Here is a 25,141-nt window from a genome sequence, read left to right as displayed (position 1 = left end):
GTCCGCCTGAGCCCTACCTATCGCTAGGCCTCAGGCGGACGACCCGTCGAGCGAGCGCAGGTGGCGCAGCAGCGCCTGGCCTCGGGGCGACAGTCGGTAGCCGGGTCGCAGGCTCTCGGTCAGGCCGAGCTCCTTGAGCCGCCGGATGTCTGCCTTGAACGGCAGCTTCTCCCGCCCGATGCTCGCGGCGATCGTCTCGGCCAGCTCGCTCGGCCGGGCGTCGATCAGCTCGAGGTGCTGCCGGGTCCACGGGCCGCGCTTGCTGCGGGCGTCCATGCCGGCGAGCGTGGCGACGAGGTCGTCGCGCTGCTTCGGCGTGAGACGGGCCTTCGCGCGCAGGGCGACGCGCTCGTCTGCACCGGCGAACGCGAGCCGGATCCGGTAGACGTCGCCCTCCTTGCGCCCCAGCACCTCGCGGATCCGCTCGAGCGGCATCCCCGCCCGACGCGCCTCGTCCTCGGTGATGTCCTCGAGTCCCACGACGTCGACGGCTTCGAAGCGGACCACGCCGCCTGGCGTTCGCTGCGTGCCGCCGGGGACGTGCATGCGCCGGGTCCACCGGCGGAAGGCGAGGTCGAGCTCGCCGGAGACGATGCCGTCCATGAGCGCGCGCGGGATCATCACGGCGTCAGTCTTCCCTGAAATGCAGCAACTGGACTGAAGTGGCAGGTCCGGAGGCCGGAAATCTGCCAGTTCAGTCCAGTTGCGGATGAAGCGGGGTGGATCAGCGGGGGAGGGCGGATGCCTTCCAGCCGCCGAAGCCGCTCGGGAGCGTACGACGCACGCGTCGCGCCGGTGAGGCCCAGTCGGACGGGCGCTTCTTCACCGGAGCCGCGCCGCCGGAGCCCATGGCCGCGAAGATCGCGGTGATGACCGCGATCTCCTCGGGGGTGGCGTTGGGGGAGACCACGCGAAGGAGCGGCTTCTGCTCCTCCGCGACGGTCGCCTCGGCGGTCTCGATGTCGGCCATCAGAGCGGGATGTTTCCGTGCTTCTTCGGCAGCTGCTCGACGCGCTTGCCCTTGAGCAGACGCAGCGCCTTGACGATCTCGGCGCGGGTCTCGTGGGGGCGGATGACACCGTCGATGTAGCCACGCTCGGCCGCGATGTACGGGTTCGCCAGCGTGGTCTCGTACTCGTCGATCAGCTCGGCGCGCTTGGTCTCCACGTCGCCACCAGCAGCAGCCAGGTCGGACAGGGTGCGGCGGTGGATGATGTTCGCCGCGCCCTGGGCACCCATGACCGCGATCTGGCCGGTCGGCCACGACAGGTTGATGTCGCCACCGAGGTGCTTCGAACCCATGACGTCGTACGCGCCGCCGTAGGCCTTGCGGGTGATGATCGTGACCAGCGGCACCGTCGCCTCGCAGTACGCGTAGAGCAGCTTCGCGCCACGACGGATGATGCCGGTGTGCTCCTGGTCGGTGCCCGGCAGGAAGCCCGGGACGTCGACCAGGGTGATGACCGGGATGTTGAACGCGTCGCAGGTGCGCACGAAGCGCGCGGCCTTCTCGGAGGCGTCGATGTCCAGGCAGCCGGCGAACTGCATCGGCTGGTTGGCGACGATGCCGACCGGGGAGCCCTCGACACGACCGAAGCCGACGATGAGGTTCGGGGCGAAGAGCTCCTGGACCTCGAGGAACTCCTGGTCGTCCAGGACGGTCTCGATGACCTCGTGCATGTCGTACGGCTGGTTCGCGCCGTCCGGGATGATCGTGTCGAGCTTGAGGTCCAGCTCGTTGGGCTCGAGGTCGGCCGGGGAGTCGTAGACCGGAAGCTCGTCGAGGTTGTTCTGCGGGAGGTGGTCCAGCAGGCCCTTGACGTACTCGATCGCGTCCTCTTCGTCGGTGGCCATGTGGTGCGCCGAACCGGACTTGGCGTTGTGCGCACGCGCACCGCCGAGGTCCTCCATCGAGATGTCCTCGCCGGTGACGGTCTTGATGACGTCGGGGCCGGTGATGAACATCGCGGAGGTCTGGTCGACCATGACGACGAAGTCGGTCAGGGCCGGAGAGTAGACGTGGCCGCCGGCGCAGTTGCCCATGATCAGGGAGATCTGCGGGATGACACCCGACGCGCGGGTGTTGCGCTTGAAGATCTCGCCGTACAGGCCGAGGGAGACGACACCCTCCTGGATGCGGGCACCCGCACCCTCGTTGATGCCGACGATCGGGGAGCCGGTCTTGATCGCCAGGTCCATGACCTTGACGATCTTCTCGCCGTAGACCTCGCCCAGCGAGCCACCGAAGACGGTGAAGTCCTGCGAGAACGCGCAGACCTGACGGCCGTTGACCGTGCCGTAGCCGGTGACGACGCCATCGCCGTACGGGCGGGTCTTCTCCAGGCCGAAGGCGGTCGAACGGTGCCGGGCGAACTCGTCCAGCTCGACGAAGGAACCCTCGTCGAAGAGGAGCTCGAGGCGCTCGCGGGCGGTCTTGCGACCCTTCGCGTGCTGCTTCTCCTGCGCCTTGGCAGCAGGAGCGTGCACGGCCTCGTCGGTACGACGCTCGAGGTCGGCAAGCTTGCCGGCGGTGGTGTGAAGGTCGATCTCGGGAGTCGACTCGAGTGCGCTCATGGGGGGTCTGGCCTCCTGTTGGTGTGCTGGGCCAATCTAGTGCCCATGTCTTCTTCGATGGACCCACGCCCGCCACTTGATCCGCATCGACTTCCTCACACTGTGGAGATCGTCGAGGAAGCGGGGTCCACCAACGCGCTCCTCGCCGCCCGTGCGAGGGAGGGCGCCGAGGCCGGTCTGGTGATCGTCGCCGAGCACCAGACGTCCGGCCGCGGCCGCCTCGACCGCTCGTGGGAGGTCCCGCCCCGGGCGGCGCTGACCTTCTCGGTGCTGGTCCGTCCGGAGGTCGAGCCGGCCTCCTGGCCGTGGCTCCCGCTGCTCGCGGGGTACGCCGTGCACGCGGCGCTCGACGACCGCGCCGACGGCATCGGGCTGAAGTGGCCCAACGACATCGTGGTGGAGACCGTCGACGGCCCGCTCAAGCTCGCCGGCATCCTCGTCGAGCGGGTCGACACCCCGACCGGCCCGGCCGCCGTCCTCGGTGTCGGGATCAACGTGCACCAGACGCCGGCCGAGCTGCCGATCGAGGCGGCGACGTCGCTGGAGCAGCTGGTCGAGGGCGTGCCGGACCGCACCGAGGTGCTCGGCACCGTGCTCGCCTCGCTGGAGACGCTGCTTCCGCTGATCGAGGACACCGACGCCCTGCGCCGGGCCTACGCGGGGGAGTGCGTGACGATCGGCAAGACCGTGCGGGTCGACGTACCTGCCGGGGAGCCGCTCACGGGCACGGCCGTCGACATCGACGCTGGCGGCCGGCTCGTGGTCGACACCGGCGCGGGCGAGGTCCCGGTCGGTGCCGGCGACGTCATCCACGTGCGGGCTGCCGAATGAGCACCTTCCCCGCACGCCTCCTGAACGACGACGAGCAGGTCGTCGTGACCACCCGCGGTCACTGGAAGGCACTGATCTGGCCGGCGGCGCTGGTGATCGTGGCGCTCGTCCTGCTCGTCTGGTCCTTCACCGTCGACCGCCCGGACAACGACGGGTTGGGTCACTCGATCCTCGGCTGGATCGCCCGCATCCTCGGTGTGCTCGCAGCCGCAGCGTCCCTGCCGCCGTTCGTGCGGTGGTGGACGACGACCTACACGTTCACCAACCGGCGCTTCATCAAGCGTTCCGGCCTGATCGCGAAGGAGGGCCGCACGATCCCGCTCAACCGGATCAGCGGTGTGGACTTCGAGATCGGCGTCATCGACCGGCTCTTCGGCTGCGGCACGCTGATCGTGAGCGATGCCAGCACCGACGGGCGCGTCCTGCTCGACGACATCCCGCACGTCGAGCAGGTCCAGCTGCAGGTCTCCGAGGAGCTGCACCGGCTCAGTCAGCGCGGTGACCGGCACGACGACGGCACCTGAGCACGGGGCGGGGCAGGTGTATGCACACCGATAGGGTGACCGCGTGTCTGCTGCTCCCACCCTCGCGATCATCGGCGGCGGCCAGCTCGCCCGGATGATGGCGCAGCCCGCGATCGCCCTCGGTCTCCCGCTCCGCCTCCTCGCCGAGGCGGAGGGCGTCAGTGCCGCCCAGGTGATCCCGGACCAGCAGGTCGGCGACTACCGCGACCTCGACACGCTCCTGAAGGTCACCGAGGGCTGCTCGGTCGTCACGTTCGACCACGAGCACGTCCCGACCGAGCACCTGCACGCTCTCGAGGCCGCCGGCCACTCGCCGCGCCCCGGGCCGTCGGCGCTGGTCTACGCGCAGGACAAGGGCGAGATGCGCCGCATCCTCGACGAGCTCGGCGTCCCGTGCCCGCGCAACGCGATCGTGGCGTCCCTCGACGAGGTCGAGTCCTTCGGCTTCCCGTGCGTCCTTAAGACCACCCGCGGCGGCTACGACGGCAAGGGCGTCTGGATCGTGCGATCGGCCGACGACGCCCACGAGGCCTTCGAGGTCGCGGAGAAGACCGGCGTGCGGATCCTGGCGGAGGAGCTCGTCGACTTCCGCCGCGAGCTCTCCGCGCTGATCGCCCGGTCGCCGAGCGGCCAGGCCGCGGCGTACCCCGTGGTGGCGACGACGCAGCGTGACGGCATCTGTCACGAGGTGATCGCTCCGGCGCCCGACCTCGACCCGGCACTGGCGATGCAGGCGCAGGAGGCCGCGCTCCGCGTCGCCAAGGAGCTGGGCGTCACCGGCGTGATGGCGATGGAGCTCTTCGAGACCAACGACGGCCGGATCCTCGTCAACGAGCTCGCGATGCGCCCGCACAACACCGGTCACTGGACCCAGGACGGTGCGGTCACCAGCCAGTTCGAGCAGCACCTGCGCGCGGTCATGGACCTCCCGCTCGGCTCGCCGGAGCCCCGCCAGGCGTGGACCGTGATGGTCAACATCCTCGGCGGCGACCCCGAGGCCGGCCACCTGTACGACGGCTACCCGCACGCGTTCGCGCGCGACCCGAAGCTTCGCGTCCACCTCTACGGCAAGGACATCCGTCCCGGTCGCAAGGTGGGCCACGTCAACACCTACGGCGACGACCTCGAGGATTGCCTGGAGCGGGCGCGGCACGCCGCCGCCTGGTTCGACGGCAGCCTCGGCAACGAGAGCGAGTGAGCATGACCGAGAAGCCCCTGGTCGGAATCGTCATGGGTTCGGACTCCGACTGGCCGACCATGCAGGCGGCCGCCGAGGTGCTCACCGACTTCGGCATTCCGTGGGAGGCCGACGTCGTCTCCGCGCACCGGATGCCGGTCGAGATGGTCGAGTACGGCAAGGAAGCCGCGCGCCGCGGCCTCAAGGCGATCATTGCCGGTGCCGGGGGAGCGGCCCACCTCCCCGGCATGCTCGCCTCGCTCACCCCGCTGCCTGTCATCGGCGTTCCGGTGCCGCTGAAGTACCTCGACGGCATGGACTCGCTGCTCTCGATCGTGCAGATGCCCGCCGGCATCCCGGTCGCGACCGTCGCCATCGGCAACGCCAAGAACGCCGGCATCCTCGCCGCGCGCATCATCGGCACCTCGGACGCCGACCTGCAGGCGAAGCTCGAGGAGTACGCCGAGTCGCTCTCCGAGCAGGCCCACGCCAAGGGCAAGGTCGTCCGCGACTACGCCGCCGGCAAGCCCCGCCTGGGCTTCTGATCGCCTGAGGGACTAGGCGAACTTCGAGACCACGCCGGTCTCGTCCACGGCGATGCCGTGCTCGGCGAGACCGGTCTGGACGATCAGGCCGACCTGGCGCGAGAGCCGGTCGACGAGCGCGTCGCGCTCCTCGTCCTGGTGACGCACCCACCAGATGATGCTGGTGTCGACCATGCCCTTGAGGCCGGCGAAGAGTGCGTCCAGCGGAACGCCGCCGGTGCCCACCGTCGCGAGGTGGGTCTCCGCGGCCTCGACGATCTGGCCGAGGAAGTGGCTGCGTCCGGCGCGACCGCGCTGCAGGTCGCGCGCCTGGCTGCGACCCATCAGGAAGAGGAAGAGTCCGGGGTTCTCCGAAGCCCACAGGACCGCCTGCTTCACCGGCTCGCGGATCCAGTCGACGGCGTCGCCCTTGGCCTCGAGGGCCGGGAGGACGCGGTCCTTGAGCGACCCCGCGGCGTACCGGGCGACCTCGTGGAGCAGCTCCTCCTTGCTGGAGAAGTGCCGGTAGACGTGCGGACGCGCGACGCCGGCGAGCTCGGCGATCTGGTTCGTGGCGGCGTCGGGGCCGTGCTGCTCGATCGCCTCGGCCGCGGCCTGGATGATCCGGTCGCGCACGGGGGCACGGTGTCCCTGCCGGCTGCTCGCGCGCCGGGCTGCCGTCGTGTCCTCCCACTTCTGCGCCGTCATGGACGAGAACCTACACCGGGGACACCGTGTACCACTTACTTCGGATCCGTGGCATCATTCCGTGGTCGGGGTACACCGTGTACCCACTCCCTACGTCTCAAGGAGACCCCATGGCTCGCCCCGTGTCCCGCTGGATGGACGAGGACCTCAAGGACTTCCGTGACCTCGCGCGCACCTTCGCCGAGAAGGAGCTGAAGCCGAACGTCGAGAAGTTCATCGCCAACAAGCAGGTCGACCGCGACCTGTGGAACAAGGCCGGTGACCTCGGTCTGCTCTGCACCTCCATCAAGGAGGAGAACGGCGGCGGTGGCGGCACGTTCGCGCACGAGGCGATCCTCATCGAGGAGCAGGCGTACGCCGGCGACTCGTCGTGGGGCGCGTCGCTCCACTCCGGCATCGTGGCCCACTACATCGAGGCGTACGGCTCGGACGCCCTGAAGGCCGAGTGGCTGCCGAAGATCGCCTCCGGCGAGGCCGTTGCCGCCATCGCGATGACCGAGCCGGGCACCGGCTCCGACCTCCAGAACGTCAAGACCAAGGCGATCAAGGACGGCAACGACTACGTCATCAACGGCTCGAAGACGTTCATCACGAACGGCGCCCAGGCCGACGTGGTCGTCGTTGTCGCGAAGACGAACCCGGAGGAGGCCGCGTCCGGCATCTCCCTGATCGTGGTCGACACCAAGACCCCGGGCTTCGGCCGTGGTCGCGTGCTCGACAAGATCGGCATGAAGGGCCAGGACACCTCCGAGCTCTTCTTCGAGGACTGCCGCGTCCCGCAGGGCAACCTCCTCGGCGCCGAGGAGGGCCAGGGCTTCATCCAGCTGATGATGCAGCTCCCGCAGGAGCGCCTCATCGTCGCGACCTCCAACGTTGCCGCCATGGAGGCCCTGCTCGACCTGACGCTCGAGTACACGGAGAACCGCCAGGCGTTCGGCAAGCCGATCGGCAAGTTCCAGAACACCAAGTTCAAGCTGGCCGAGATCGCCACCGAAGCCCGTGTCGCGCGTGCCTTCCTCGACGAGTGCATCGAGCGCCACATCAAGGGCGAGCTCGACATCGAGTCGGCCGCCATGGTGAAGCTCTGGTGCTCCGAGCGGGCCCAGAAGGTCGCCGACATGTGCCTCCAGCTGCACGGCGGCTACGGCTACATGAACGAGTACCCCGTCGCCCGCGCCTGGGCCGACCTGCGCATCTCGCAGATCTACGCGGGCACCTCGGAGATCATGAAGGAGATCATCTCCCGCTTCCTGAAGTCGGGCGACGTCATCCCGCGCTGATCCGAGGGCGGATCCCAGCAGCAAGCGGCCCCGACACACCGTTCAGTACGGCGTGTCGGGGCCGTTTCGCGTTCAGATCTGCCCTGCGATGGTGCGGCGCAGGACCTGCTTGACCCACGTGGGACGCTGCGTGACCTGCGCGTAGGTGAAGCGCAGGACTCGCCAGCCCGCGGCGACCAGCAGGTCGTATCTCTCGCAGTCGTTCTCGAACGCCGCGGGGTCCGCGCCGTGGTGCGTGTAGGAGTCGGCCTCGATCACGAGACCAATCAGTGGATTGGCCAGATCCGCATGGACGGTGAACCCATCGAGACCGATCTCCCACTGGGGAACGACCTCGAGACCGATCTCGATGCAGAGTGCCCGGAGCGCGGACTCGAAGGGGTTGGCGGCGCGCGCATCTGCATGGCGAGCGACGAGGTGTACACGGCTGGCCGCGTCACGATGCACGCGACGTGCTGCGTCCATTAGGTCTGCGCGCTCCAGAGCCTCCGTACGCAAGGCCGAGTCCGTGATGGCCAGTGCGTCGGCGAAGGCGAGGTCACGCGCGGCATCGAGAACGGTGCGCACTGCAGTGGTGTGCCAGCCGTCGTGGTCCTCGCGGCCCCAACGCCGGTGGAAGAGCTCGGGCACCTCGAGCGGATCATCCGGCCAGAGCGTGCCGGGCTTGACGGTGATCTGTGGCCGGGGCGGGACGGTGAGGACGGGCCATTCCAGTGCCAGTGCTGCCGATGCGTGCGACGCGACGCCGCCGAACGAGAGCGCCGCACGATGTGCCCGATCCTGCGGGAACACCGCGACGCGTCGTCCCGGAAGCATGGTCAGGACTCCGCGTTCCAGTGCCCGCCTGACCCGCTTCTCCGACGTCAGGCGCACGACCTCGCCGCGAGGCGCGATGCCTCCCAGGTGGACGGTCGCTTCGTAAGCAGTGAGCACCACTGCACACTGACGCCGACCTGCGCTCCGCTGGTCCGGCTCTCCACAGGGGCGAATCGGGACGGTGGCCAGGCCCCGACACGCCGCCGCGTACGGCGTGTCGATCCGGACCAGCGTTCAGATCAGCCCTCAGCCCGCCAGGCCCGAGTCGGTGCAGAGGCTCTTGCCGATCTCGTCGGTCTTGTCCTCCCGGATCAGCCGGAACATGCGTGCCGAGCGCTCGGAGTCCCAGTGCACCGCGAGGTCGGCGAGGGGGACGACGCAGCTCTTGTCGGGGCTCGCCATGGCCCGGGCGAAGCGCGCGAGTGCGAACGTGCTGGTGCCCTTCGACACCGTCAGCGTCGAAGCCCCGGCGTGGGTGAGCTTCCAGTAGCGGACCGGGTTGAGCACCGACCAGATCGAGACGGCCTTGTGGCCGACCTGGCCGACCACCTCGCGCTGGTGCTTCGCGCGGTCGATGTCGCCGAGGCCCGAGGTGTGGCGCGAGCGCGCGTACGCCAGAGCCTTGCGGCCGTTGGCGTGCTGGCAGCCCTTCTTCACGTGCAGGTTGGCGAGCGGGTCGTCCATGTCCTGCGTCGGGCAGATGGTGATGCCGCCGACGGCGTTGACGAGCTTCACGACGCCGCCCATGCCGATCTCGACGTAGTCGTCGATGCGGATGCCGGTGTTCTGCTCGACCGTCTGCGTGAGCAGCTTCGGTCCGCCGTACGCAAAGGCGGCGTTGATCTTCGTGACGCCGTGGCCCGGGACCTCGACGAGGGAGTCGCGGGGGATCGACATCAGCAGGTCCGGGCCGGAGCCGATGTGCAGGATCATGATCGTGTCGGTGCGCTGGCCGACGTCGCCACCGGTGTGCAGGCGTCGGCGCTGCTTCGCCGTGAGGCCCTTGCGCGAGTCCGATCCGGTGACGAGGTACGTCGTGCCCGGCTGGTCGGCGGGTCGGTCGCCCGACGGGAACGCGTCCACCTTCTCGATCTTCTGCATCGCGAGCACCGGCGTGATCACGAGGAAAGCCAGCCAGGCCGCGAGCGCCAGGATGATCCAGCGCCTGACCTTGCGGGGCTTCCGGTACGCCTGCGGCGGGCGCCCCGAGGGCGACGTACCCGGCGGGGGAGAGACGGGGCGGCGCGGAGGGCTGGCCGGCGGCGCCGGCGGCCGGTACGCCGTCGGTCGGGACGGCGCCTGGCGCTGCTGGCGGGGCCGCTGCGGGGGCAGGACGACCGGCATCACCCGGGTCTCGTCCGACTGCGGGACGGGTCGCTTCTTCCCACCACCGGTGTCGGTGGCACGGGTCTCGTCGGGGTCGCCGTACAGCCAGCGATACTCCGGCGTGCCCGGCTTGGGTGGTTCGCGCCGATCTGCCATGGCGCCAGACGCTACCGTGCCCCTCATGAGGAACGACCTGCCATGACCGATGCATCGCTGGGAACCCTGCCCGCCTCCTACTCACGCGTCGAGCTGGCGATGGTGATGGAGCGCACCCGGGCCAACCTGCACGGCAACGTGCACGGTGGCGAGATCATGAAGCTCGTCGACTCCACGGCGGGTGCCGTCGCGCAGCGTCACTCCGGCGGTCTGGCCGTCACGGCGGCGATGGATGAGATGGCGTTCCTCCGACCGGTGCATGTCGGCGACATCCTGCGCACCTATTCGCAGGTCAACTGGGCCGGCTCGTCGTCGATGGAGATCGGTGTCCGGGTCGAGGCCGAGCCGTGGGACGCCCCCAACGCGTCGGTGCACGTCGCGTCGGCGTACCTCGTCTTCGTCGCGGTCGACGGCAACGGTCACGCCCGCAAGATCCCGGGGTTCCGCCCCGAGACCGAGGCAGAGGTACGCCGCCAGCGCGAGGCCGAGATCCGTCGGGCGCATCGGCTCGCGGCCAAGGCCGAGATCCTCGAGGCGCGCGACCGGTCCTGACGACCACTGCATCCCGGCGCGCCGCGGCCGCCGTGACGCGTGTGACTGGTGATACTTGTCGGCAACTTCCCCGTTCGATGAGAGAGGCCGTCCGATGCCACCCGTCCTTCCCCCCGGGTCGCACCTGAGCCGCGAGCACGACCGAGCCGCGCGGATCCGGTTCCGCCGCGCGATCACCCTGATGGCGATGACGATCGTGCTGCCCGGCTCGGCGCAGCTGGTCGCTGGCAACCGCAAGGTCGGCCGGATCGCGCTCCGCATCGTGCTCTGTCTCATCGCGCTCGCCGTGCTGTTCGGCCTGATCGGCCTGGTGTGGCACCCGTTCCTGCTCAAGCTCGGCTCCAGCCCGTCCTTCCTGCTCCTCCTTCGCCTCGGCCTGATCGCCGGCGCGGTCGGCTGGTTCGCGCTGCTCGTCGACGCCTGGCGCCTGGGCCAGCCGCTGACCCTGGTCAAGAACCACCGCCTCGCGATGACCGGCATGAACGCCGTCCTCACGTTCTGCGTCGCCGGCTCCCTCCTCTTCGGGGCGCACATCGTCGGGGTGAGCCGCGACGCGCTGCTCCAGCTCTCCGGCCACGGCGGCAACGGCAACGCCAACGACGGCCGCTACAACGTCCTGCTGCTCGGCGGTGACTCGGGCGCGAGCCGCTGGGGCATGCGTCCCGACTCGCTGCAGATCGCGAGCGTCGACGCCGAGACCGGCCGCACGGTCCTCATCGGCCTGCCGCGCAACATGGAGAACTTCCACTTCGCGCCGGGCTCCGTCATGGACAAGCAGTTCCCCGACGGCTTCAACTGCGACGCCTGCTACCTCAACGGTGTCTCCACGTGGGCCGGTGACCACACCGACCTCTTCAAGGGCTCGGACAACCCCGGCATCGACGCGACCGTGATGGCGATCGAGGGCATCACCGGGCTCAAGATCAACTACTGGGCGATGGTCAACCTCCAGGGCTTCCGCGACGTGGTCAACGCGGTCGGCGGCGTGAAGCTGCACGTCCGCGAGCCGATCCCGGTCGGCCTCCCCGGCGACAGCTTCTACACGCACCTCAAGACCGGTTACTACCGGCTCAACGGCTTCGAGGCGCTCTGGTACGCCCGCGCCCGCCACGACTCCGACGACTACTCCCGCATGGCGCGTCAGAAGTGCATGATCAACGCCCTCTCGCAACAGGTCAGCCCGGAGACGGTGGTCCGCAAGTTCGGTGCGATCGCCAAGGCGACCTCCGGCATGATCGAGACCAACATCCCGACCGGTGACTTCTCCACGCTCGTGCCGCTGGCGATGAAGGCCCGCTCGCAGAAGATCTCGACGCTCTCGCTGGTCCCGCCGCTCGTCAGGGACACCGCGCACCCCGACATGGGCTTCATCCACGACAAGGTGAAGCAGGCGATCGACAAGGCAGAGGGCAAGGCCGGCAAGCCCGCCGGCAAGGCGGTCGTCCCGTCGGCGTCCTCAGCCCCCAACGGCGAGACGCAGCGCGGTGGCTCGATCGGTACGCGTGAGACGGGTTACGCCGCCAACGACAGCACCGACCTGTCGTCGGCCTGCTGACCTCGACCCGCACTAGGGTGAGCGCCGTGACTCCGACCCCTGACGCTCCGCGCATCGTGGCGGTCGTGGTGACGTTCAACCGCCAGGCCCTGCTCCAGCGGCTGCTCGGCGTGCTCCGGGCGACGCCACAGCTGGCGGAGATCGTCGTCGTGGACAACGCCTCGACCGACGGCACGGGGGAGTGGCTCGGAGCGCTGGCGCCCGACGGCGTACCCGTCCACGCGGTGACGCTGGACTCCAACAAGGGTGGCGCGGGTGGCTTCCACGAGGGCCTGCGGCTCGCGATGGAGCGCGGCGCCGACCTGGCCTGGTTGATGGACGACGACGGCGTTCCCGTCGCGGGGTCGCTCGACCTGCTCCTGGAGCACAGCGGCGACTTCGACTTCTGGGGGCCCGCTGTCCTCGCCGAGCAGGACCCGAGCCGGCTCTGCTTCCCGATTCGCCTGCCGGGCCGCGCCCAGGTGGTGCACGCGATGGCGGACGCCGAGGCCGAGGCGGCGAAGCACGACGGCCTGCTCCACGACATCGTCATCCCGTTCAACGGCGTGCTCGTCACGCGTGAGCTGGTCGACCGCATCGGCCTGCCGCGTGAGGAGTTCTTCATCTGGGGCGACGACCACGAGTACCGCCTGCGCGCCGAGAAGGCCGGCGCGCGGATCGCGACCGTCGTCGACGCGCACTTCCTGCACCCGGCCACGGACGACCTCGGCACGCCGATGCTGTTCGGCCGCACGACGTACAACCACACGCCGAGCGACCTCAAGCACTACTGCATGGCCCGCAACAACGTGGTCAACCTGCGTGACTTCCGCGGCTGGGTCTTCGTGCTTGCCTTCGTCCTCAAGACCCTCTGGTTCTACGCGTTCACCCGGCCGAGCGTGAAGCGCCTCAAGCTGAGCGCCGAGGGCATCAGCGCCGGCGTACGCAACGACTTCTCGGGGCACCGGAGGTTCCTGCAGTGACCCCGGACAGCACCGAGACCGTCGCGGTCGTCGTCGTGACCTTCAACCGTGCCGACATGCTCACCGGCATGCTCGACGGGCTAGCGGCGCAGACCCGCCCGGCCGACGCGATCTTCGTCATCGACAACGCCAGCACCGACCACACCCGCGCCGTCCTCGACGCCCGCAGCGACCTGCCGATGCACATCACGACCTCGGGGGAGAACCTCGGCGGCGCCGGCGGCTTCCACCTCGGCATGCTCCAGGCGTACGACGCGGGCCACGACCGCATCCTCCTGATGGACGACGACGTGGTGCCCGCCCCCGACTTCCTCGAGGTGATGGCGGCGCACCAGGGTCCGTGCCAGATGGCGGTCCGCGAAGACCTGCAGGGGCGTCTGGTCGAGAAGGCGGCGATCCGCTTCGACCTCGACAACCCGCTCGCGATCAAGCCCAAGACGGCCAGCGTCGACAGCACCTACGCCACGCGCGCGGAGATGCCGGCCGAGGTCGAGGTGGAGAACGTCGCGTTCGAGGGGTTCATGGTCCGGCGCGACGTGATCGCCGCGATCGGCCTGCCCGACCCGTCGTTCTTCATCTTCTACGACGACGTCGACTTCGCGATCCGGGCCCGCACCGCCGGGTTCCCGATCGTCTGCCTGCGTGACGCGGTGCTGGTGCGCCAGCTCGACTTCAACCAGCAGCACGCGCTCGACGGCTGGAAGGGGTTCTACATGTACCGGAACCTCTTCGTCGTCCACTTCCGCTACGGCAGCAACCTGCTGGTCCGGCTCAAGCCGTGGCTGATCATGATCATGGTCGTGCTGCTCAGCCCGCTGCGGGGTGGCCGCGGCGAGGCCGCCAACGTGATCAAGGCCATCCGTTCCGCCCGCGAGATGCGTCACCTCGACCCCGCGTCGTCCCCGGCCGCACTGCGTCCGTCTCGCTAGACTCACGCCCGATCGGCGTGTGAGCGCCGACGAACCCCAGGAGAATCGTGACCCAGCCTGATCTCGTCGTTGTCGGCTCCGGCTTCTTCGGCCTGACGCTCGCAGAGCGCTGTGCCGCCGAGCTCGACCTCAAGGTGCTCATCCTCGAGCGGCGTCCCCACATCGGAGGCAACGCCTACTCCGAGTTCGACGCGGAGACCGGCATCGAGGTGCACAAGTACGGCACGCACCTCTTCCACACCTCCAACGAGCGGGTCTGGGAGTACGTCAACCGGTTCACGGCCTTCACGAACTACCAGCACAAGGTGTTCGGCAAGTTCAAGGGGCAGGTCTACTCCCTGCCGATGAACCTGGCGCTGATCAACTCGTTCTTCGGCAAGAGCCACACCCCCGACGAGGCGCGCGCCCTGATCGCGGAGCAGGCCTCCGAGATCAGCACCGAGGACGCGAAGAACCTCGAGGAGAAGGCGATCTCCCTGATCGGCCGCCCGCTCTACGAGGCGTTCATCAAGGGCTACACGGCGAAGCAGTGGCAGACGGACCCGACGGAGCTGAGCGCGGAGATCATCACGCGCCTCCCGGTCCGCTACAACTTCGACAACCGCTACTTCAACGACAAGTACGAGGGCCTGCCGGTCGACGGCTACACCGCCTGGCTGCAGCGGATGGCCGACCACCCCAACATCGAGGTCCGGCTGAACGTCGACTTCCTCGACCCCGAGGTCAACGCGGAGTTCAAGGGCAAGGTCCCGATCGTCTACACCGGTCCGGTCGACGAGTACTTCGGCAACTCCGAGGGTCGCCTCTCGTGGCGCACGGTGGACCTGGAGCAGGAGATCCTGCCGGTCGACGACTACCAGGGCACCGGCGTGGTCAACGCCAACGACCCCGAGGTCCCCTTCACGCGCGAGCTCGAGTTCCGCCACCTGCACCCCGAGCGCGAGGCGTCGTACACCAAGGGCAAGACGCTGGTCGTGCGCGAGTACAGCCGCTTCGCCGAGGCGGACGACGAGCCGTACTACCCGATCAACACCGCCGAGGACCGCGAGAAGCTGCTCAAGTACCGCGACCTGGCCAACAAGGAGCCGATGGTGCTCTTCGGTGGCCGCCTCGGCACCTACAAGTACCTCGACATGCACATGGCGATCGCCTCGGCGCTGTCGATGTACGACAACAAGGTGAAGCCGCACTTCGCGGACGGCGCCGAGTTCAAGTCCGGGGGAGTGGACGCCTGATGGCCACCCGTGTGCTGCAGCGGTTCATCATGCCGCTGGACAAGGACCCCGACGTCTTCGCGCTGTACGTCGACCCCGAGCCGGCCGTCCTCGACGCCGACAAGGACTCCATCGGCGGCGACAAGAACGCCAAGGCCGTCAACAACGCCGCGCTGCGCCAGTCGACCTCGACCGGTGCGAAGGTCGCCGTGGAGGACGTGCTCGGTCGTCACTCGGTGCGGATCCGTGAGGGCCAGGAGCTCTCGTTCGGCTCGTACTTCAACGGCTTCGCCGCCGGCTACTGGCGCCGCTGGACGATCGTGGACGCCGTCCGCCTCGACGTCACGCTGACCGGTCCCGGGGCGCACGTCATCGTCTACCGCTCGATGGCCAACGGCCGCTCGCAGAAGGTCGACGACGCCGTCATCGAGGGCGCGGGCGAGACCACGGTCTCCTTCGACCTCACGCTCGTTCCCTTCCAGGACGGTGGCTGGTACTGGTTCGACGTCATCACCGGTGAGGGCGACGCTGTCCTGAGCGGCGCGACGTGGTCGGCCGAGGTGCCGGAGGACCGGGTCGCCCCGCGCTCCGCCACCGTCGGCATCACGACGATGAACCGCCCGGACTTCTGTGCCGCGCTGCTGGAGTCCCTCGGCGCGGACGCCGACGTGCTCGGCCTCCTCGACGAGGTCCTGGTCATGGAGCAGGGCACCAAGAAGGTCGCCGACGACGCCGGCTTCCCGGCGGCCGAGAAGGCGCTGCAGGGCAAGCTCCGCGTCATCGAGCAGGCCAACCTCGGCGGCTCCGGCGGTTTCGCCCGGGCGCAGCTCGAGACGCTGCGCGCCGGCAAGTCGGCGTACGTCCTCTTCCTCGACGACGACATCATCTGCGAGCCCGAGTCGATCTTGCGCGCGGTCACGTTCGGTGACCTCGCCCGCCGCCCCACCATCGTCGGCGGCCACATGTTCTCGATCTACAGCCGCTCGCGGCTGCACAGCTTCGGCGAGATCATCAACCGCTACCGCTTCTGGTGGCACTCGGCCCCGACCGTGCATCCGGACTGGGACTTCGGCGCCCGCAACCTGCGCTCGACGCGCTGGCTGCACAAGCGCATCGACGTCGACTTCAACCCGTGGTTCATGTGCCTGATCCCGGTCGAGGTCGTGGAGCGCATCGGCCTGGGCCTCCCGCTCTTCATCAAGTGGGACGACTCCGAGTACGGCGTCCGCGCGCAGGCGGCGGGCTTCCCGACCGTCTCGATGCCGGGTGCTGCCGTCTGGCACGTTCCGTGGACCGACAAGAACGACGCGCTCGACTGGCAGGCCTACTTCCACCAGCGCAACCGCTTCGTGGCGGCGCTGCTCCACTCGCCGTTCAAGCGTGGTGGCCGGATGGTGACGGAGTCCTTCCAGCACCAGGTCATGCACCTGATGTCGATGCAGTACTCCGTGGTCGAGATGCGCCACCAGGCGCTCCTCGACGTGCTCGACGGCCCCGGCAAGCTGCACGCCGACCTCCCGACGAAGCTCGGCGAGATCCGCGAGATGCGCAAGGAGTGGCGCGACGCCGACCTGAAGGCCGACCCGGACGCCTTCCCGGCGCCGCGTCGTGCCAAGCCGAAGAAGCGCGACATGGACGCCGAGATCCCGGGCGCGATGCAGCAGCGCAAGGCGAAGCTGATCGGCGCCGTTCGCCAGTTCAAGGGCGTGCGCCCGCTGTCGCGCGAGTTCCCGGAGACGGCGCTGCCCGCGATGGACGCCAAGTGGTACCGCCTGGCGGGCCTCGACGCTGCCGTCGTCTCCATGCCCGACGGCACGTCCGCTGCGTTCTACCAGCGTGACCCGGAGCAGTTCCGTGCCGCGATGAAGAAGACGATCGAGATCCACAAGCGCCTGCTGCGCGAGTGGCCGACGCTGGCCGAGCAGTACCGCGCCGGCCTCGGTGAGGTCACGTCGCAGGAGGCGTGGGCCCGGACGTTCGGCATCGAGGAGGCGCAGTGACGCCCGACTACGCCTCGCTGCCCCTGGTCGATCCCGCGGGGGAGTCGGGCCTCGTCGCCGTCGCCCGGAAGCGCTACCTGCTGCGCCTCCTGGTCGGCCGCGAGCTCAACGCCCGCTACTCGGGGTCGTTCCTGGGCCTGCTGTGGAGCTACTTCAACCCCCTGACCCAGCTCTTCATCTACTGGTTCGTCATGGGCAAGGTCATGGGCCTGGGCCACCGCACGGAGCACTTCGCGATCCACGTCTTCGTGGGTCTGATCGGCGTCCACTTCTTCAACGAGACCTTCAACGCCAGCACGCGCTCGATCGTGCGCAACAAGGCGTTCGTGAAGAAGATGGCGCTGCCGCTGGAGATGTTCCCGGTCTCGTCCGTCGTGGTCTCGCTGTTCAACTCCGCTCCGGCGGTCCTCATCCTGAGCGTCGTCTGCCTCTTCGCGGGCTGGACGCCGGACTGGGTCGGCATGGCGTCGTTCCTGCTGGCCGTGGCGATCATGATCACCGTCGCCACCGGGTTCGGCCTGATCTTCAGCGTCGCGAACGTGCTCTTCCGCGACATCGGCCAGCTCGTCGGCATCCTGACGAACTTCGTCCGCTTCAGCGTGCCGATGATGTACCCGTTCTCGAAGATCGCAGAGAACTTCCCGAACCACATCGACACCTACCTCGCCAACCCCCTCGCGAACGTCATCCTGCTCATGCAGCGCGCGTTCTGGGTCGGCACGACCAGCGACCCCGAGACGGTGCTCCACGAGGACTTCCCGCACCACCTCATGGAGCACGGCCTGATCGCCCTCGCGACCGGCCTCGTGATCCTCGTCATCGGCCAGGTGGTCTTCTCCCAGCTCGTCAACAAGGTTCCGGAGCGCGTCTGATGAGCAGCGATACGGTCGCCATCAAGATCGACAACGTCTCGAAGAAGTTCACCCTGCAGTACCACCGGACCCTCAAGCAGGTCGCCGTGGCTGCTGCGAAGGGCCACAAGGTGCGCGACACCTTCCTCGCCCTCGACGACGTGAGCTTCGAGGTCAAGCAGGGCGAGGCCATCGGCCTCATGGGTCTCAACGGATCCGGCAAGAGCACGCTGCTCAAGCTGGTGCAGGGCGTCATGCGTCCCGACAGCGGCACGGTGCGCACGCGTGGCCGGATCGCCGGCCTGATCGCCACCGGCGCCGGCTTCCACCCGCAGCTCTCCGGCCGCGAGAACATCTACCTCAACGCCGCCGTGTTCGGCATGAGCGAGGCCGAGACCCGGCGCAAGCTGGACTCGATCATCGACTTCGCCGACATCGGCAAGCACATCGACAGCGAGGTCGGCCACTACAGCTCGGGCATGGGTGCACGCCTGGGCTTCGCGATCGCGATCCACGTGGACTCCGACATCTTCCTCGCTGACGAGGTCCTCGCCGTGGGCGACAAGCCCTTCCGCCAGAAGTGCATGGCGAAGATCGACGAGATCCGTACGTCGGGTCGCACGCTCTTCTACGTCAGCCACTCGGCCGCCTCGGTGGCGCGGATGTGCGACCGCGTGATCGTCCTCGAGAACGGTCGCATGGGCTTCGACGGCGAGCCCGAGGCCGGCATCAAGTACCTGCACTACGACGACGGCGACGACGATCCCGGCAACGACGAGAGCGCGATGGGCGCCGATATCTGAGGCCCAGCGACGGCCCCCTCCCCACCCGGGGAGGGGGCCGTTTGCATGTCCCGATGATTTGACATTTCTGGAAATGGTCGGCGTGTCGACTGGAAATTACAGGATTGTAGTTACTCGCGAACCCTTCCGTTACTGCTGTGACTGTTGTGAAACTGGGGGCTCCTGTGACACTTCCCCGCACTGGAGAGCCACTGATGCGCCTTACCAAGACCCGTTTCGTCACCGTCTGTCAGCAGGCGTTGATCGTCGGCACCGCGTTCGCCGTCCTCGGCCCCGCGGCCGACGTCATCTCGCTCGACGTCGTGACGCAGCCCGACGCGTCCGCGCAGTTCGGCCCGGCCGCCAAGGCCCCGGCGCACTCCCAGCGGGGAGTGCGCCCCGCTGTGCCGACGCCGGCTCCGGAGGCCCGGGTCGAGACCGCTCCGGTCGACGCGACGATCACCTCGGTCGCCGTGGACGAGAAGGCGGCCGCTCCGGCTCATGTCGACGTGCCCACGGGCGGCGAGGTCGTGCAGACGCCGCCGCACAAGGTCGACGGCTTCGGCACGGTCGGCGTGACCTGGCAGCCAGGGACGAAGCTCGGTGACAACGACATCGCCGTCCAGGCCCGCACCTTCAAGAACGGCGCATGGTCCGACTGGTCCGAGGTGAAGTACGAGGAGTCCGAGGGCCCGGATCCGGCCAGCCCCGAGGGCCGCGCTGCGCGTCCGGGCACCGACCCGCTCATCGTCGGTGATGTGGACGAGGTCCAGACCCGCGTCGTGACCGCCCCGGGCGTGAAGGCTCCGGACCTGCAGATGGCGGTCGTCGGCCCGGGTGCGAGTGCCGACACCACGACGCAGGCGCCGGCCATCACGACGGGGGAGTCGTCCGCGGTCGACAAGGACGCCACCCTCTCCACCGACCAGGGCGACATCACGCTGCAGGCGTCCACGACCGTGCCGCGGCCGACCATCTACTCGCGTGCCCAGTGGGGTGCCGACGAGTCCTGGCGCAAGGGGACCGTCGAGTACGGCACCATCGCCGCGGGCTTCATCCACCACACGGTCAACGCCAACGACTACACCGCGGATGAGGTCCCCGGCATCCTGCGGAGCATCTACGCGTATCACACGAAGACCAAGGGCTGGAACGACATCGGCTACAACTTCCTGATCGACCGTTTCGGCCGGATCTGGGAAGGCCGCTACGGCGGTGTCGACAAGGCCGTCGTCGGCGCGCACACGCAGGGCTACAACTCGTACTCGTTCGCTGCCTCCGCCATCGGCAACTTCGAGGAGGTGCAGCCGAGCTCCGCGATGCTCGACGCCTACGCCCGGCTCTACGCGTGGAAGCTCTCCATGTACGGCATCGCCGCCGACGACACCAGCCAGTGGGTGGGCTCGAAGTACTTCCAGGCGATCAACGGCCACCGTGACGCGGGCCAGACCGCGTGCCCGGGCAAGTACATGTACGCGCAGATCCCCAACATCCGCGTTGCTGCCCGCAAGTACCAGCTGGCCGGCGGCAGCGGCACCCCCGCCCCCGTCGCGGGCAACCCGCGCGTGCCCAACCTGGTCGGCTCGGCCTGGCCCGACCTGGTGGCGCGTCGCGCCAGCGACGGTGCGGCCGTGGTCCTGCCGACCGGTGGTCTGCTCTCCTTCGGCTCGCCGATCACGAAGAGCACCGGCTGGTCGAAGTACGACACGAAGTTCATCTCGCCCGACCTGAACCGTGACGGTCGCTCCGACATGTTCGTCCGGATGGCCGGCACCGGCACCGCCGGCGTACGCCCGGGCCTGGGTGATGGCACCTTCGGCAAGGCGATCACGCCGCTGAAGATCTTCATCGGCTACGACCTGCTCACGGCCGCCGGACGATTCAACGCCGGCTGGACGAACGACATCATCGGCCGCAACGCCGCCACCGGAACGCTCGTCCTCTTCAAGGGTGACGGTGCGGGCGGCTTCACCAAGGTCGGGATCGGCAACGGCTTCGGCTCGATGACCAAGCTGGTGGCGACCGGCGACCTCACCGGCGACGGCCACCCCGACCTGCTCGCCCGCGACAAGAGCGGCCACTTCTGGCGCTACGACGGCGACGGCCAGGGCCACATCGGCAGCGGCACCCAGATCCCGGGCGTCTGGAACTACCCGGTCGTCTCCGGCTTCGGTGACCTCAGCGGCGACGGCCTGCCGGACCTGCTGGTCCGCGGCACCGACGGCGCGACGTACGTCGCCCAGGGCACCGGCAACGGGGCGTTCAGCAAGCTGATCCCGGCGGGCGGCAGCCTCGGATCGCTCAGCAGCGTTGCCGCGGCCCCCGTCACCGGTACGCCGGAGCCCGACGCGGTCGGCTTCGCCGGGGACTCGCTCGTCGTCGTTCCCCACACGGGTCGCTTCAACGTCGGCCGTGCCATCGCCGCCGGCCCGAGCTTCCGCAACGCCAACCGCGTGCTCAACGTGGGTGACTGGGACGGCGACGGCAAGGGCGACGTGATCACCCGCCAGACCAACGGCGACCTCGTCTTCTACCGCGGCACGGGCACCGGCACGCTCGGCAGTGGCACGACGATCGACACCCGCGACTTCAACTCGGTCTCGATGCTGACCGCCGCCGGTGACGTGACTGGTGACGGCAAGCCGGACCTCACGGCCGACAAGGGTGGCCAGCTGGTCGTCTTCCCCGGCAACGGCGCGGCCTCGCTGGGGCGCTCGGTGGTCCTCAACCAGACGATCAGCGGCACCTCCCTCATCGACCTCGGTCGCTGGGACTCCGGCGGCACGCTCGACTCGGGTGTGCTCTCGAGCAGTGCGCTGGCCTGGCTCCCCAGCAACCTCGGTACGCCGAAGTCGCTGTCCGCCGACCTCTCCGGCCTCTCCGGCGTCATGGGTGCCGGCGACGTCACCGGTGACGGTCGTCCCGACATCATCGGTCGCAGCTCGAAGGGCCAGCTCTGGATGCTGCCCGGCACAACGTCCGGCTTCGGCGCGCGCCGCTACCTGGGCGCTGGCTTCGCGGGCTACGACCTGCTGGGCTGAGCGCTCACGGCTCCTTGACGACGAGGTGCTCCGCAGTCACGCGTTCCTGACTGCGGAGCACCTCGAGCCGCGTCGGGTCGGGGTTGCGCCACAGCACCACCGAACCGCCGCTCATCAGCGGCTGGAGCAGGACGCCGGGGTCGGCCAGCGGGTTGACCGTGGTCAGCAGCCGCTGACCCGACCAGGTGCCGGGAGTGGTGAGGTCGGCCCACGTCGAGCCCTGCCAGAGCGTCTCGCTGCCGTCGGCCGGGTCCCACGGGACGAACGCGTCGGGCTGCGACCAGACCTCGATGCCGAAGTCGTGGACGCCCGCCGGCAGTGACTCGCGGAAGCGCACCCCCATCGGCAGCAGCGCGGAGGCGAGCACGGGGGCCGGCCCGTCGGCGTACGTCTCCAGGCGGCTCCGGAGGGGGCCGCAGACCACGAGGTCCGCGCCGCTGCGATCGTTGGTCACCTCGGCCCCGACATTCCAGAGGGCACCCATCATCACGGGCGTGAGCCAATGCGTCGGCAGGTCGACGAGCACGCGGCTGCCGCGTTCGATGTCGAGCTCCTCGACCAGCAGTGACGAGGTCTTCGCGACCCAGTTGGCGTACGTCGTGCCGCTGAGCTCGGCGCGCTCGCCCGTCGCGTCGTCGTAGAAGGTGACCAGCGGACGGCCCGGCTCCCCGCGGAGGATCCGGCCCAGCAGGTCAGCGAAAGTGGACGGGGCAGCAGGGCTCATGGCACCAGCCTAGGGACCGGCCGGGGGACCGACACCGCCGAGGACACCCGGGACGTCTAACCTTCGCTGCATGACTTCGGTTGACCACTTCTGGGCCGTCATCCCCGCCGGCGGTGCAGGCACCCGCCTCTGGCCGCTGTCACGCGCCGGAGCGCCCAAGTTCCTGCACGACCTGACCGGCTCGGGACGTTCGCTGCTGCAGGCCACGGTCGACCGGCTCGGCCCGCTGGCCGACGACCGGATCCTGGTCGTCACCGGGGCCGCGCACCTGCCCGCCGTCGCCCGTCAGCTCCCGGACGTCACCGACGCGCATCTCCTCGCCGAGCCGACGCCGCGCGACTCGATGGCCGCGATCGGCCTGGCTGCGGCTCTCCTGGAGCGCGAGGACCCCGACGCGGTGATGGGTTCCTTCGCCGCCGACCACGTCATCCCGGACGGCGCCGCGTTCGGCGCGTGCGTGCGCGACGCGATCGCGGCCGCCGAGGCGGGCTGGCTGGTCACGCTCGGCATCGAGCCGACGTACGCCGCGACCGGCTTCGGCTACATCCACGTCGGTGAGGCGATGGAGGACGTCCCGGCGTTCCACGTGAAGGAGTTCGTCGAGAAGCCGTCGGCTCCCGTCGCGACCCAGTACGTCGACTCCGGCGACTACCGGTGGAACGCCGGCATGTTCGTCGTACGCCCGACGGTGCTGCTCGACCTCCTCGCGGAGAACGATCCCGGTTTTGCGGCGGACCTCCGCGCGATCGCGGCCGGGGGAGAAGAGGCGATGGCTCGCCTGTGGCCGACGCTGCCGAAGATCGCCCTGGACCACGCGGTCGCCGAGCCGGCTGCTGCGGCCGGGCGCATCGCCGTCGTGCCGGGAGCGTTCGACTGGGAGGACATCGGCGACTTCGCCTCGCTCGGCGACCTGCTCGACCCGGACGCCTCCTCGGGCGCGCTGACCGTGCTCGGTGACGAGAGCCTGGTCCACGCGCGCAGCTCCTCGGGCCTGGTCATCCCTGGTGGGGGCCGCTTCGTGGCCGTGCTCGGCCTCGACGACATCGTCGTGGTGGATACCCCGGACGCCGTGCTGGTGGCGAGCCGGGATCACGCGCAGGACGTCAAGGCGGTCGTCAGCGCGCTCAAGGACGCCGGGCGCACCGACCTCGTCTGACCGTCGAAACCCGGGTTTTGGCACCTTGAGACCCGGGTTTTGGTGAACGCATCCGCCAAAACCCGGGTCTGGAGACGGCAAAACCCGGGTTTCGCTACGGCAAAACCCGGGTCTCGACGGTGGATCAGGCGGCGCTGGGCTCCGGGCTGTTGAAGTACGGGTACGCCGTCATGAACTTCTTCAGGGCGTCGCCGGAGACCGCGCTGCAGTACTCCCACACGCCGGCCTCGGCGGTGACCTTGGCGGCCTTAGCGATCTTCTCGTCCTCGTCGGCGACCTTCTTCGCCCAGTGCGTGATCGCGACGTGCTGGCCCGCCGGGAACGGCTTGCCGTCGGCCTTGAGCCACGGGACGAGCTTGATCTTCAGGCGGAAGTCATCGGTGCCCTGGAACTTCTCCGCGATGCCGCGGAGGTCGTCCATCTGCTTGCCGTCCTTGGCGATCGTGTCGTCGTACCAGAGGATCGTGTAGCCGTGCTCGAGGTTGTGGACCAGCATCTCCACGCGGGGGCGGTCCTTCTCGGTGTAGAGCTTGCGGCGGATCGTGTCCGGGTACAGCTCGTGCTCGCCGAACGCCGGCGGCGACGGCTCGGCGGAGTAGTCGACGAAGGTGCCGGGGTCGACGTGCTTCTGGTCGCCCTGGGCGGCCTTGAACGAGCGCGGGCCGCAGACGCTGGCCTTGGCGCCGATGTCCGCAAGCTGCACGCCGTTGAGCGAGCGCAGGTCCCACCAGTCCTTGACCGGCTTGAAGGCGGCGCCGCCCACGATGAGGAGCGCGATCATGACGGCGACGGTGAGGATGACCCGACCCTGACGCTGGTCGCTGCGCTTCGCGTCGCGACGGATCTTGTCGACAGCGGCGCGTCGGTCGGAGGAGGAGCTGGCCACGGCTCTTCGGCACCTTTCGTAGGGTGTCAGTCGTCGGTCGTCCGCGACGTGCCGCCGCAGGAGTCGAGGGGAGTCTACGGGTGGGGCCGAGACGCGAATCACTGGACGGACGTATAGCAGAACCGGGCTTGACTTCCCGTGCATGACAGGCATGTAATTCCCATAGTGTCGTTCACAGCGGGGAAGTTGTGTGGGACACCAGGCCAAGGGACACATGGGGCCAGCAGTTTTCAGGGTCGACACAAAAGGGGGTTCCCATGCGTGAGCTGTACTTGCTTGACTCCGACGTCGAGGAGATCGGGTGGCAGGAGCGCGCTCTGTGCGCGCAGACCGACCCGGAGGCGTTCTTCCCGGAGAAGGGTGGTTCCACCCGCGAGGCGAAGAAGGTCTGTCACACCTGCGAGGTGCAGGGCGACTGCCTCGAATACGCACTCGGCAACGACGAGCGCTTCGGCATCTGGGGTGGTCTCTCCGAGCGGGAGCGCCGCAAGCTGAAGAAGCGCGCAGTCTGAAGCAGCGTCATCATCGAGAACGACGGGGGTCCATCGGGCCCCCGTCTTCGCGTTCTCCCTC

General features: G+C 69.0%; 24 protein-coding genes. 16 read left to right on the top strand and 8 right to left on the bottom strand.

Annotated elements, in window-relative coordinates:
• Window positions 1-30: 30 nt before the first annotated feature.
• The 3 genes from EPD65_RS13035 to EPD65_RS13025 form a co-directional block, all read right to left on the bottom strand.
• Entirely contained in the window at window positions 31-621 is a 591-nt protein-coding gene (locus EPD65_RS13035) for a hypothetical protein (RefSeq protein WP_243640590.1), read from the bottom strand.
• 103 nt (window positions 622-724) lie between these two features.
• Entirely contained in the window at window positions 725-970 is a 246-nt protein-coding gene (locus EPD65_RS13030; RefSeq protein ID WP_131584821.1) for an acyl-CoA carboxylase subunit epsilon, read from the bottom strand.
• Window positions 970-2,574, bottom strand: coding sequence for an acyl-CoA carboxylase subunit beta (locus EPD65_RS13025; RefSeq protein WP_131584820.1), 1,605 nt, complete (start codon window positions 2,572-2,574; stop codon window positions 970-972). The genes EPD65_RS13030 and EPD65_RS13025 overlap by 1 nt, the downstream gene beginning before the upstream one ends.
• Before the next feature lie 102 nt (window positions 2,575-2,676).
• On the opposite strand from EPD65_RS13025, the gene EPD65_RS13020 reads away from it, so the two are divergent.
• The 4 genes from EPD65_RS13020 to purE are packed head-to-tail and all read left to right on the top strand — an operon-like array spanning window position 2,677 to window position 5,651.
• Window positions 2,677-3,405, top strand: a complete 729-nt coding sequence (locus EPD65_RS13020; RefSeq protein WP_243640588.1) for a biotin--[acetyl-CoA-carboxylase] ligase — start codon at window positions 2,677-2,679, stop codon at window positions 3,403-3,405.
• Window positions 3,402-3,929 (top strand): PH domain-containing protein, encoded by a 528-nt coding sequence (locus EPD65_RS13015; RefSeq protein ID WP_131584817.1) that lies wholly within the window; start codon window positions 3,402-3,404, stop codon window positions 3,927-3,929. The genes EPD65_RS13020 and EPD65_RS13015 overlap by 4 nt, the downstream gene beginning before the upstream one ends.
• Window positions 3,930-3,972: 43 nt before the next feature.
• Window positions 3,973-5,127 (top strand): 5-(carboxyamino)imidazole ribonucleotide synthase, encoded by a 1,155-nt coding sequence (locus tag EPD65_RS13010; protein WP_131584816.1) that lies wholly within the window; start codon window positions 3,973-3,975, stop codon window positions 5,125-5,127.
• Window positions 5,128-5,129: 2 nt separating this feature from the next.
• Complete coding sequence (purE, locus tag EPD65_RS13005; RefSeq protein WP_131584814.1) at window positions 5,130-5,651, top strand: 5-(carboxyamino)imidazole ribonucleotide mutase; 522 nt, start codon at window positions 5,130-5,132, stop codon at window positions 5,649-5,651.
• Between the two features lie 12 nt (window positions 5,652-5,663).
• On the opposite strand, the gene EPD65_RS13000 is transcribed toward purE, so the two are convergent.
• Window positions 5,664-6,338: a TetR/AcrR family transcriptional regulator gene (locus tag EPD65_RS13000; protein ID WP_131584813.1), complete on the bottom strand. Its 675-nt coding sequence runs from the start codon at window positions 6,336-6,338 to the stop codon at window positions 5,664-5,666.
• Between the two features lie 110 nt (window positions 6,339-6,448).
• Here EPD65_RS13000 and EPD65_RS12995 point away from each other — a divergent pair, with 110 nt between their 5' ends.
• The gene (locus EPD65_RS12995; protein WP_243640587.1) at window positions 6,449-7,618 is read left to right on the top strand and encodes an acyl-CoA dehydrogenase family protein; all 1,170 of its coding nucleotides are present in this window, start codon (window positions 6,449-6,451) and stop codon (window positions 7,616-7,618) included.
• 72 nt (window positions 7,619-7,690) lie between these two features.
• On the opposite strand, the gene EPD65_RS12990 is transcribed toward EPD65_RS12995, so the two are convergent.
• The gene (locus EPD65_RS12990; protein ID WP_131584811.1) at window positions 7,691-8,551 is read right to left on the bottom strand and encodes an endonuclease domain-containing protein; all 861 of its coding nucleotides are present in this window, start codon (window positions 8,549-8,551) and stop codon (window positions 7,691-7,693) included.
• A gap of 129 nt (window positions 8,552-8,680) precedes the next feature.
• On the bottom strand, window positions 8,681-9,916 hold the full coding sequence (locus tag EPD65_RS12985) for an LCP family protein (protein ID WP_131584810.1): 1,236 nt from the start codon (window positions 9,914-9,916) through the stop codon (window positions 8,681-8,683).
• Between the two features lie 42 nt (window positions 9,917-9,958).
• On the opposite strand from EPD65_RS12985, the gene EPD65_RS12980 reads away from it, so the two are divergent.
• The 9 genes from EPD65_RS12980 to EPD65_RS12940 all read left to right on the top strand — a co-directional run bounded on the left by EPD65_RS12980 (window position 9,959) and on the right by EPD65_RS12940 (window position 21,802).
• Complete coding sequence (locus tag EPD65_RS12980; protein ID WP_131584808.1) at window positions 9,959-10,468, top strand: acyl-CoA thioesterase; 510 nt, start codon at window positions 9,959-9,961, stop codon at window positions 10,466-10,468.
• A 94-nt stretch (window positions 10,469-10,562) separates the two neighbouring features.
• On the top strand, window positions 10,563-12,023 hold the full coding sequence (locus EPD65_RS12975; RefSeq protein WP_131584807.1) for an LCP family protein: 1,461 nt from the start codon (window positions 10,563-10,565) through the stop codon (window positions 12,021-12,023).
• Between the two features lie 26 nt (window positions 12,024-12,049).
• Entirely contained in the window at window positions 12,050-12,985 is a 936-nt protein-coding gene (locus tag EPD65_RS12970) for a glycosyltransferase family 2 protein (protein WP_131584805.1), read from the top strand.
• Entirely contained in the window at window positions 12,982-13,914 is a 933-nt protein-coding gene (locus EPD65_RS12965) for a glycosyltransferase (protein ID WP_243640586.1), read from the top strand. The genes EPD65_RS12970 and EPD65_RS12965 overlap by 4 nt, the downstream gene beginning before the upstream one ends.
• A gap of 47 nt (window positions 13,915-13,961) precedes the next feature.
• A complete protein-coding gene (gene glf, locus EPD65_RS12960) occupies window positions 13,962-15,149 on the top strand; it encodes a UDP-galactopyranose mutase (protein WP_207891547.1) in 1,188 nt (395 codons plus the stop codon).
• On the top strand, window positions 15,149-17,128 hold the full coding sequence (locus EPD65_RS12955) for a glycosyltransferase (RefSeq protein WP_131584802.1): 1,980 nt from the start codon (window positions 15,149-15,151) through the stop codon (window positions 17,126-17,128). The genes glf and EPD65_RS12955 overlap by 1 nt, the downstream gene beginning before the upstream one ends.
• Window positions 17,125-18,000 (top strand): ABC transporter permease, encoded by an 876-nt coding sequence (locus EPD65_RS12950; RefSeq protein WP_131584801.1) that lies wholly within the window; start codon window positions 17,125-17,127, stop codon window positions 17,998-18,000. Before EPD65_RS12955 ends, EPD65_RS12950 begins: the two co-directional genes overlap by 4 nt.
• Entirely contained in the window at window positions 18,000-18,782 is a 783-nt protein-coding gene (locus EPD65_RS12945) for an ABC transporter ATP-binding protein (RefSeq protein WP_131584799.1), read from the top strand. The genes EPD65_RS12950 and EPD65_RS12945 overlap by 1 nt, the downstream gene beginning before the upstream one ends.
• A gap of 194 nt (window positions 18,783-18,976) precedes the next feature.
• Window positions 18,977-21,802 carry an FG-GAP-like repeat-containing protein gene (locus EPD65_RS12940; protein ID WP_131584797.1) on the top strand — a complete coding sequence of 942 codons (2,826 nt, stop codon included), beginning with the start codon at window positions 18,977-18,979 and terminating at the stop codon, window positions 21,800-21,802.
• Between the two features lie 4 nt (window positions 21,803-21,806).
• Here the strand turns inward: EPD65_RS12940 and EPD65_RS12935 are convergent, their stop codons facing one another.
• Entirely contained in the window at window positions 21,807-22,526 is a 720-nt protein-coding gene (locus EPD65_RS12935) for a TIGR03089 family protein (RefSeq protein WP_131584795.1), read from the bottom strand.
• Window positions 22,527-22,596: 70 nt separating this feature from the next.
• Here EPD65_RS12935 and EPD65_RS12930 point away from each other — a divergent pair, with 70 nt between their 5' ends.
• On the top strand, window positions 22,597-23,682 hold the full coding sequence (locus tag EPD65_RS12930; RefSeq protein ID WP_131584794.1) for a mannose-1-phosphate guanylyltransferase: 1,086 nt from the start codon (window positions 22,597-22,599) through the stop codon (window positions 23,680-23,682).
• A 124-nt stretch (window positions 23,683-23,806) separates the two neighbouring features.
• On the opposite strand, the gene EPD65_RS12925 is transcribed toward EPD65_RS12930, so the two are convergent.
• Window positions 23,807-24,568 carry a DUF3105 domain-containing protein gene (locus EPD65_RS12925; protein WP_243640585.1) on the bottom strand — a complete coding sequence of 254 codons (762 nt, stop codon included), beginning with the start codon at window positions 24,566-24,568 and terminating at the stop codon, window positions 23,807-23,809.
• Window positions 24,569-24,825: 257 nt separating this feature from the next.
• On the opposite strand from EPD65_RS12925, the gene EPD65_RS12920 reads away from it, so the two are divergent.
• Entirely contained in the window at window positions 24,826-25,080 is a 255-nt protein-coding gene (locus tag EPD65_RS12920) for a WhiB family transcriptional regulator (RefSeq protein WP_131584790.1), read from the top strand.
• Window positions 25,081-25,141: the final 61 nt, after the last annotated feature.

This window comes from Nocardioides jejuensis (assembly GCF_004337475.1).
GTDB classification, from domain to species: Bacteria; Actinomycetota; Actinomycetes; order Propionibacteriales; family Nocardioidaceae; genus Nocardioides; species Nocardioides jejuensis.
Note: the sequence above shows the minus strand (reverse complement) of the source record. Positions and strands in the feature narration are given on the sequence as shown.

Coding starts and splice junctions, on each gene's coding strand:
- EPD65_RS13035 (WP_243640590.1), bottom strand. CDS start 621: ATGATCCCGCGCGCGCTCATGGACGGCATCGTCTCCGGCGAGCTCGAC.
- EPD65_RS13030 (WP_131584821.1), bottom strand. CDS start 970: ATGGCCGACATCGAGACCGCCGAGGCGACCGTCGCGGAGGAGCAGAAG.
- EPD65_RS13025 (WP_131584820.1), bottom strand. CDS start 2,574: ATGAGCGCACTCGAGTCGACTCCCGAGATCGACCTTCACACCACCGCC.
- EPD65_RS13015 (WP_131584817.1), top strand. CDS start 3,402: ATGAGCACCTTCCCCGCACGCCTCCTGAACGACGACGAGCAGGTCGTC.
- purE (WP_131584814.1), top strand. CDS start 5,130: ATGACCGAGAAGCCCCTGGTCGGAATCGTCATGGGTTCGGACTCCGAC.
- EPD65_RS13000 (WP_131584813.1), bottom strand. CDS start 6,338: ATGACGGCGCAGAAGTGGGAGGACACGACGGCAGCCCGGCGCGCGAGC.
- EPD65_RS12995 (WP_243640587.1), top strand. CDS start 6,449: ATGGCTCGCCCCGTGTCCCGCTGGATGGACGAGGACCTCAAGGACTTC.
- EPD65_RS12985 (WP_131584810.1), bottom strand. CDS start 9,916: ATGGCAGATCGGCGCGAACCACCCAAGCCGGGCACGCCGGAGTATCGC.
- EPD65_RS12980 (WP_131584808.1), top strand. CDS start 9,959: ATGACCGATGCATCGCTGGGAACCCTGCCCGCCTCCTACTCACGCGTC.
- EPD65_RS12975 (WP_131584807.1), top strand. CDS start 10,563: ATGCCACCCGTCCTTCCCCCCGGGTCGCACCTGAGCCGCGAGCACGAC.
- EPD65_RS12955 (WP_131584802.1), top strand. CDS start 15,149: ATGGCCACCCGTGTGCTGCAGCGGTTCATCATGCCGCTGGACAAGGAC.
- EPD65_RS12945 (WP_131584799.1), top strand. CDS start 18,000: ATGAGCAGCGATACGGTCGCCATCAAGATCGACAACGTCTCGAAGAAG.
- EPD65_RS12940 (WP_131584797.1), top strand. CDS start 18,977: ATGCGCCTTACCAAGACCCGTTTCGTCACCGTCTGTCAGCAGGCGTTG.
- EPD65_RS12935 (WP_131584795.1), bottom strand. CDS start 22,526: ATGAGCCCTGCTGCCCCGTCCACTTTCGCTGACCTGCTGGGCCGGATC.
- EPD65_RS12930 (WP_131584794.1), top strand. CDS start 22,597: ATGACTTCGGTTGACCACTTCTGGGCCGTCATCCCCGCCGGCGGTGCA.
- EPD65_RS12920 (WP_131584790.1), top strand. CDS start 24,826: ATGCGTGAGCTGTACTTGCTTGACTCCGACGTCGAGGAGATCGGGTGG.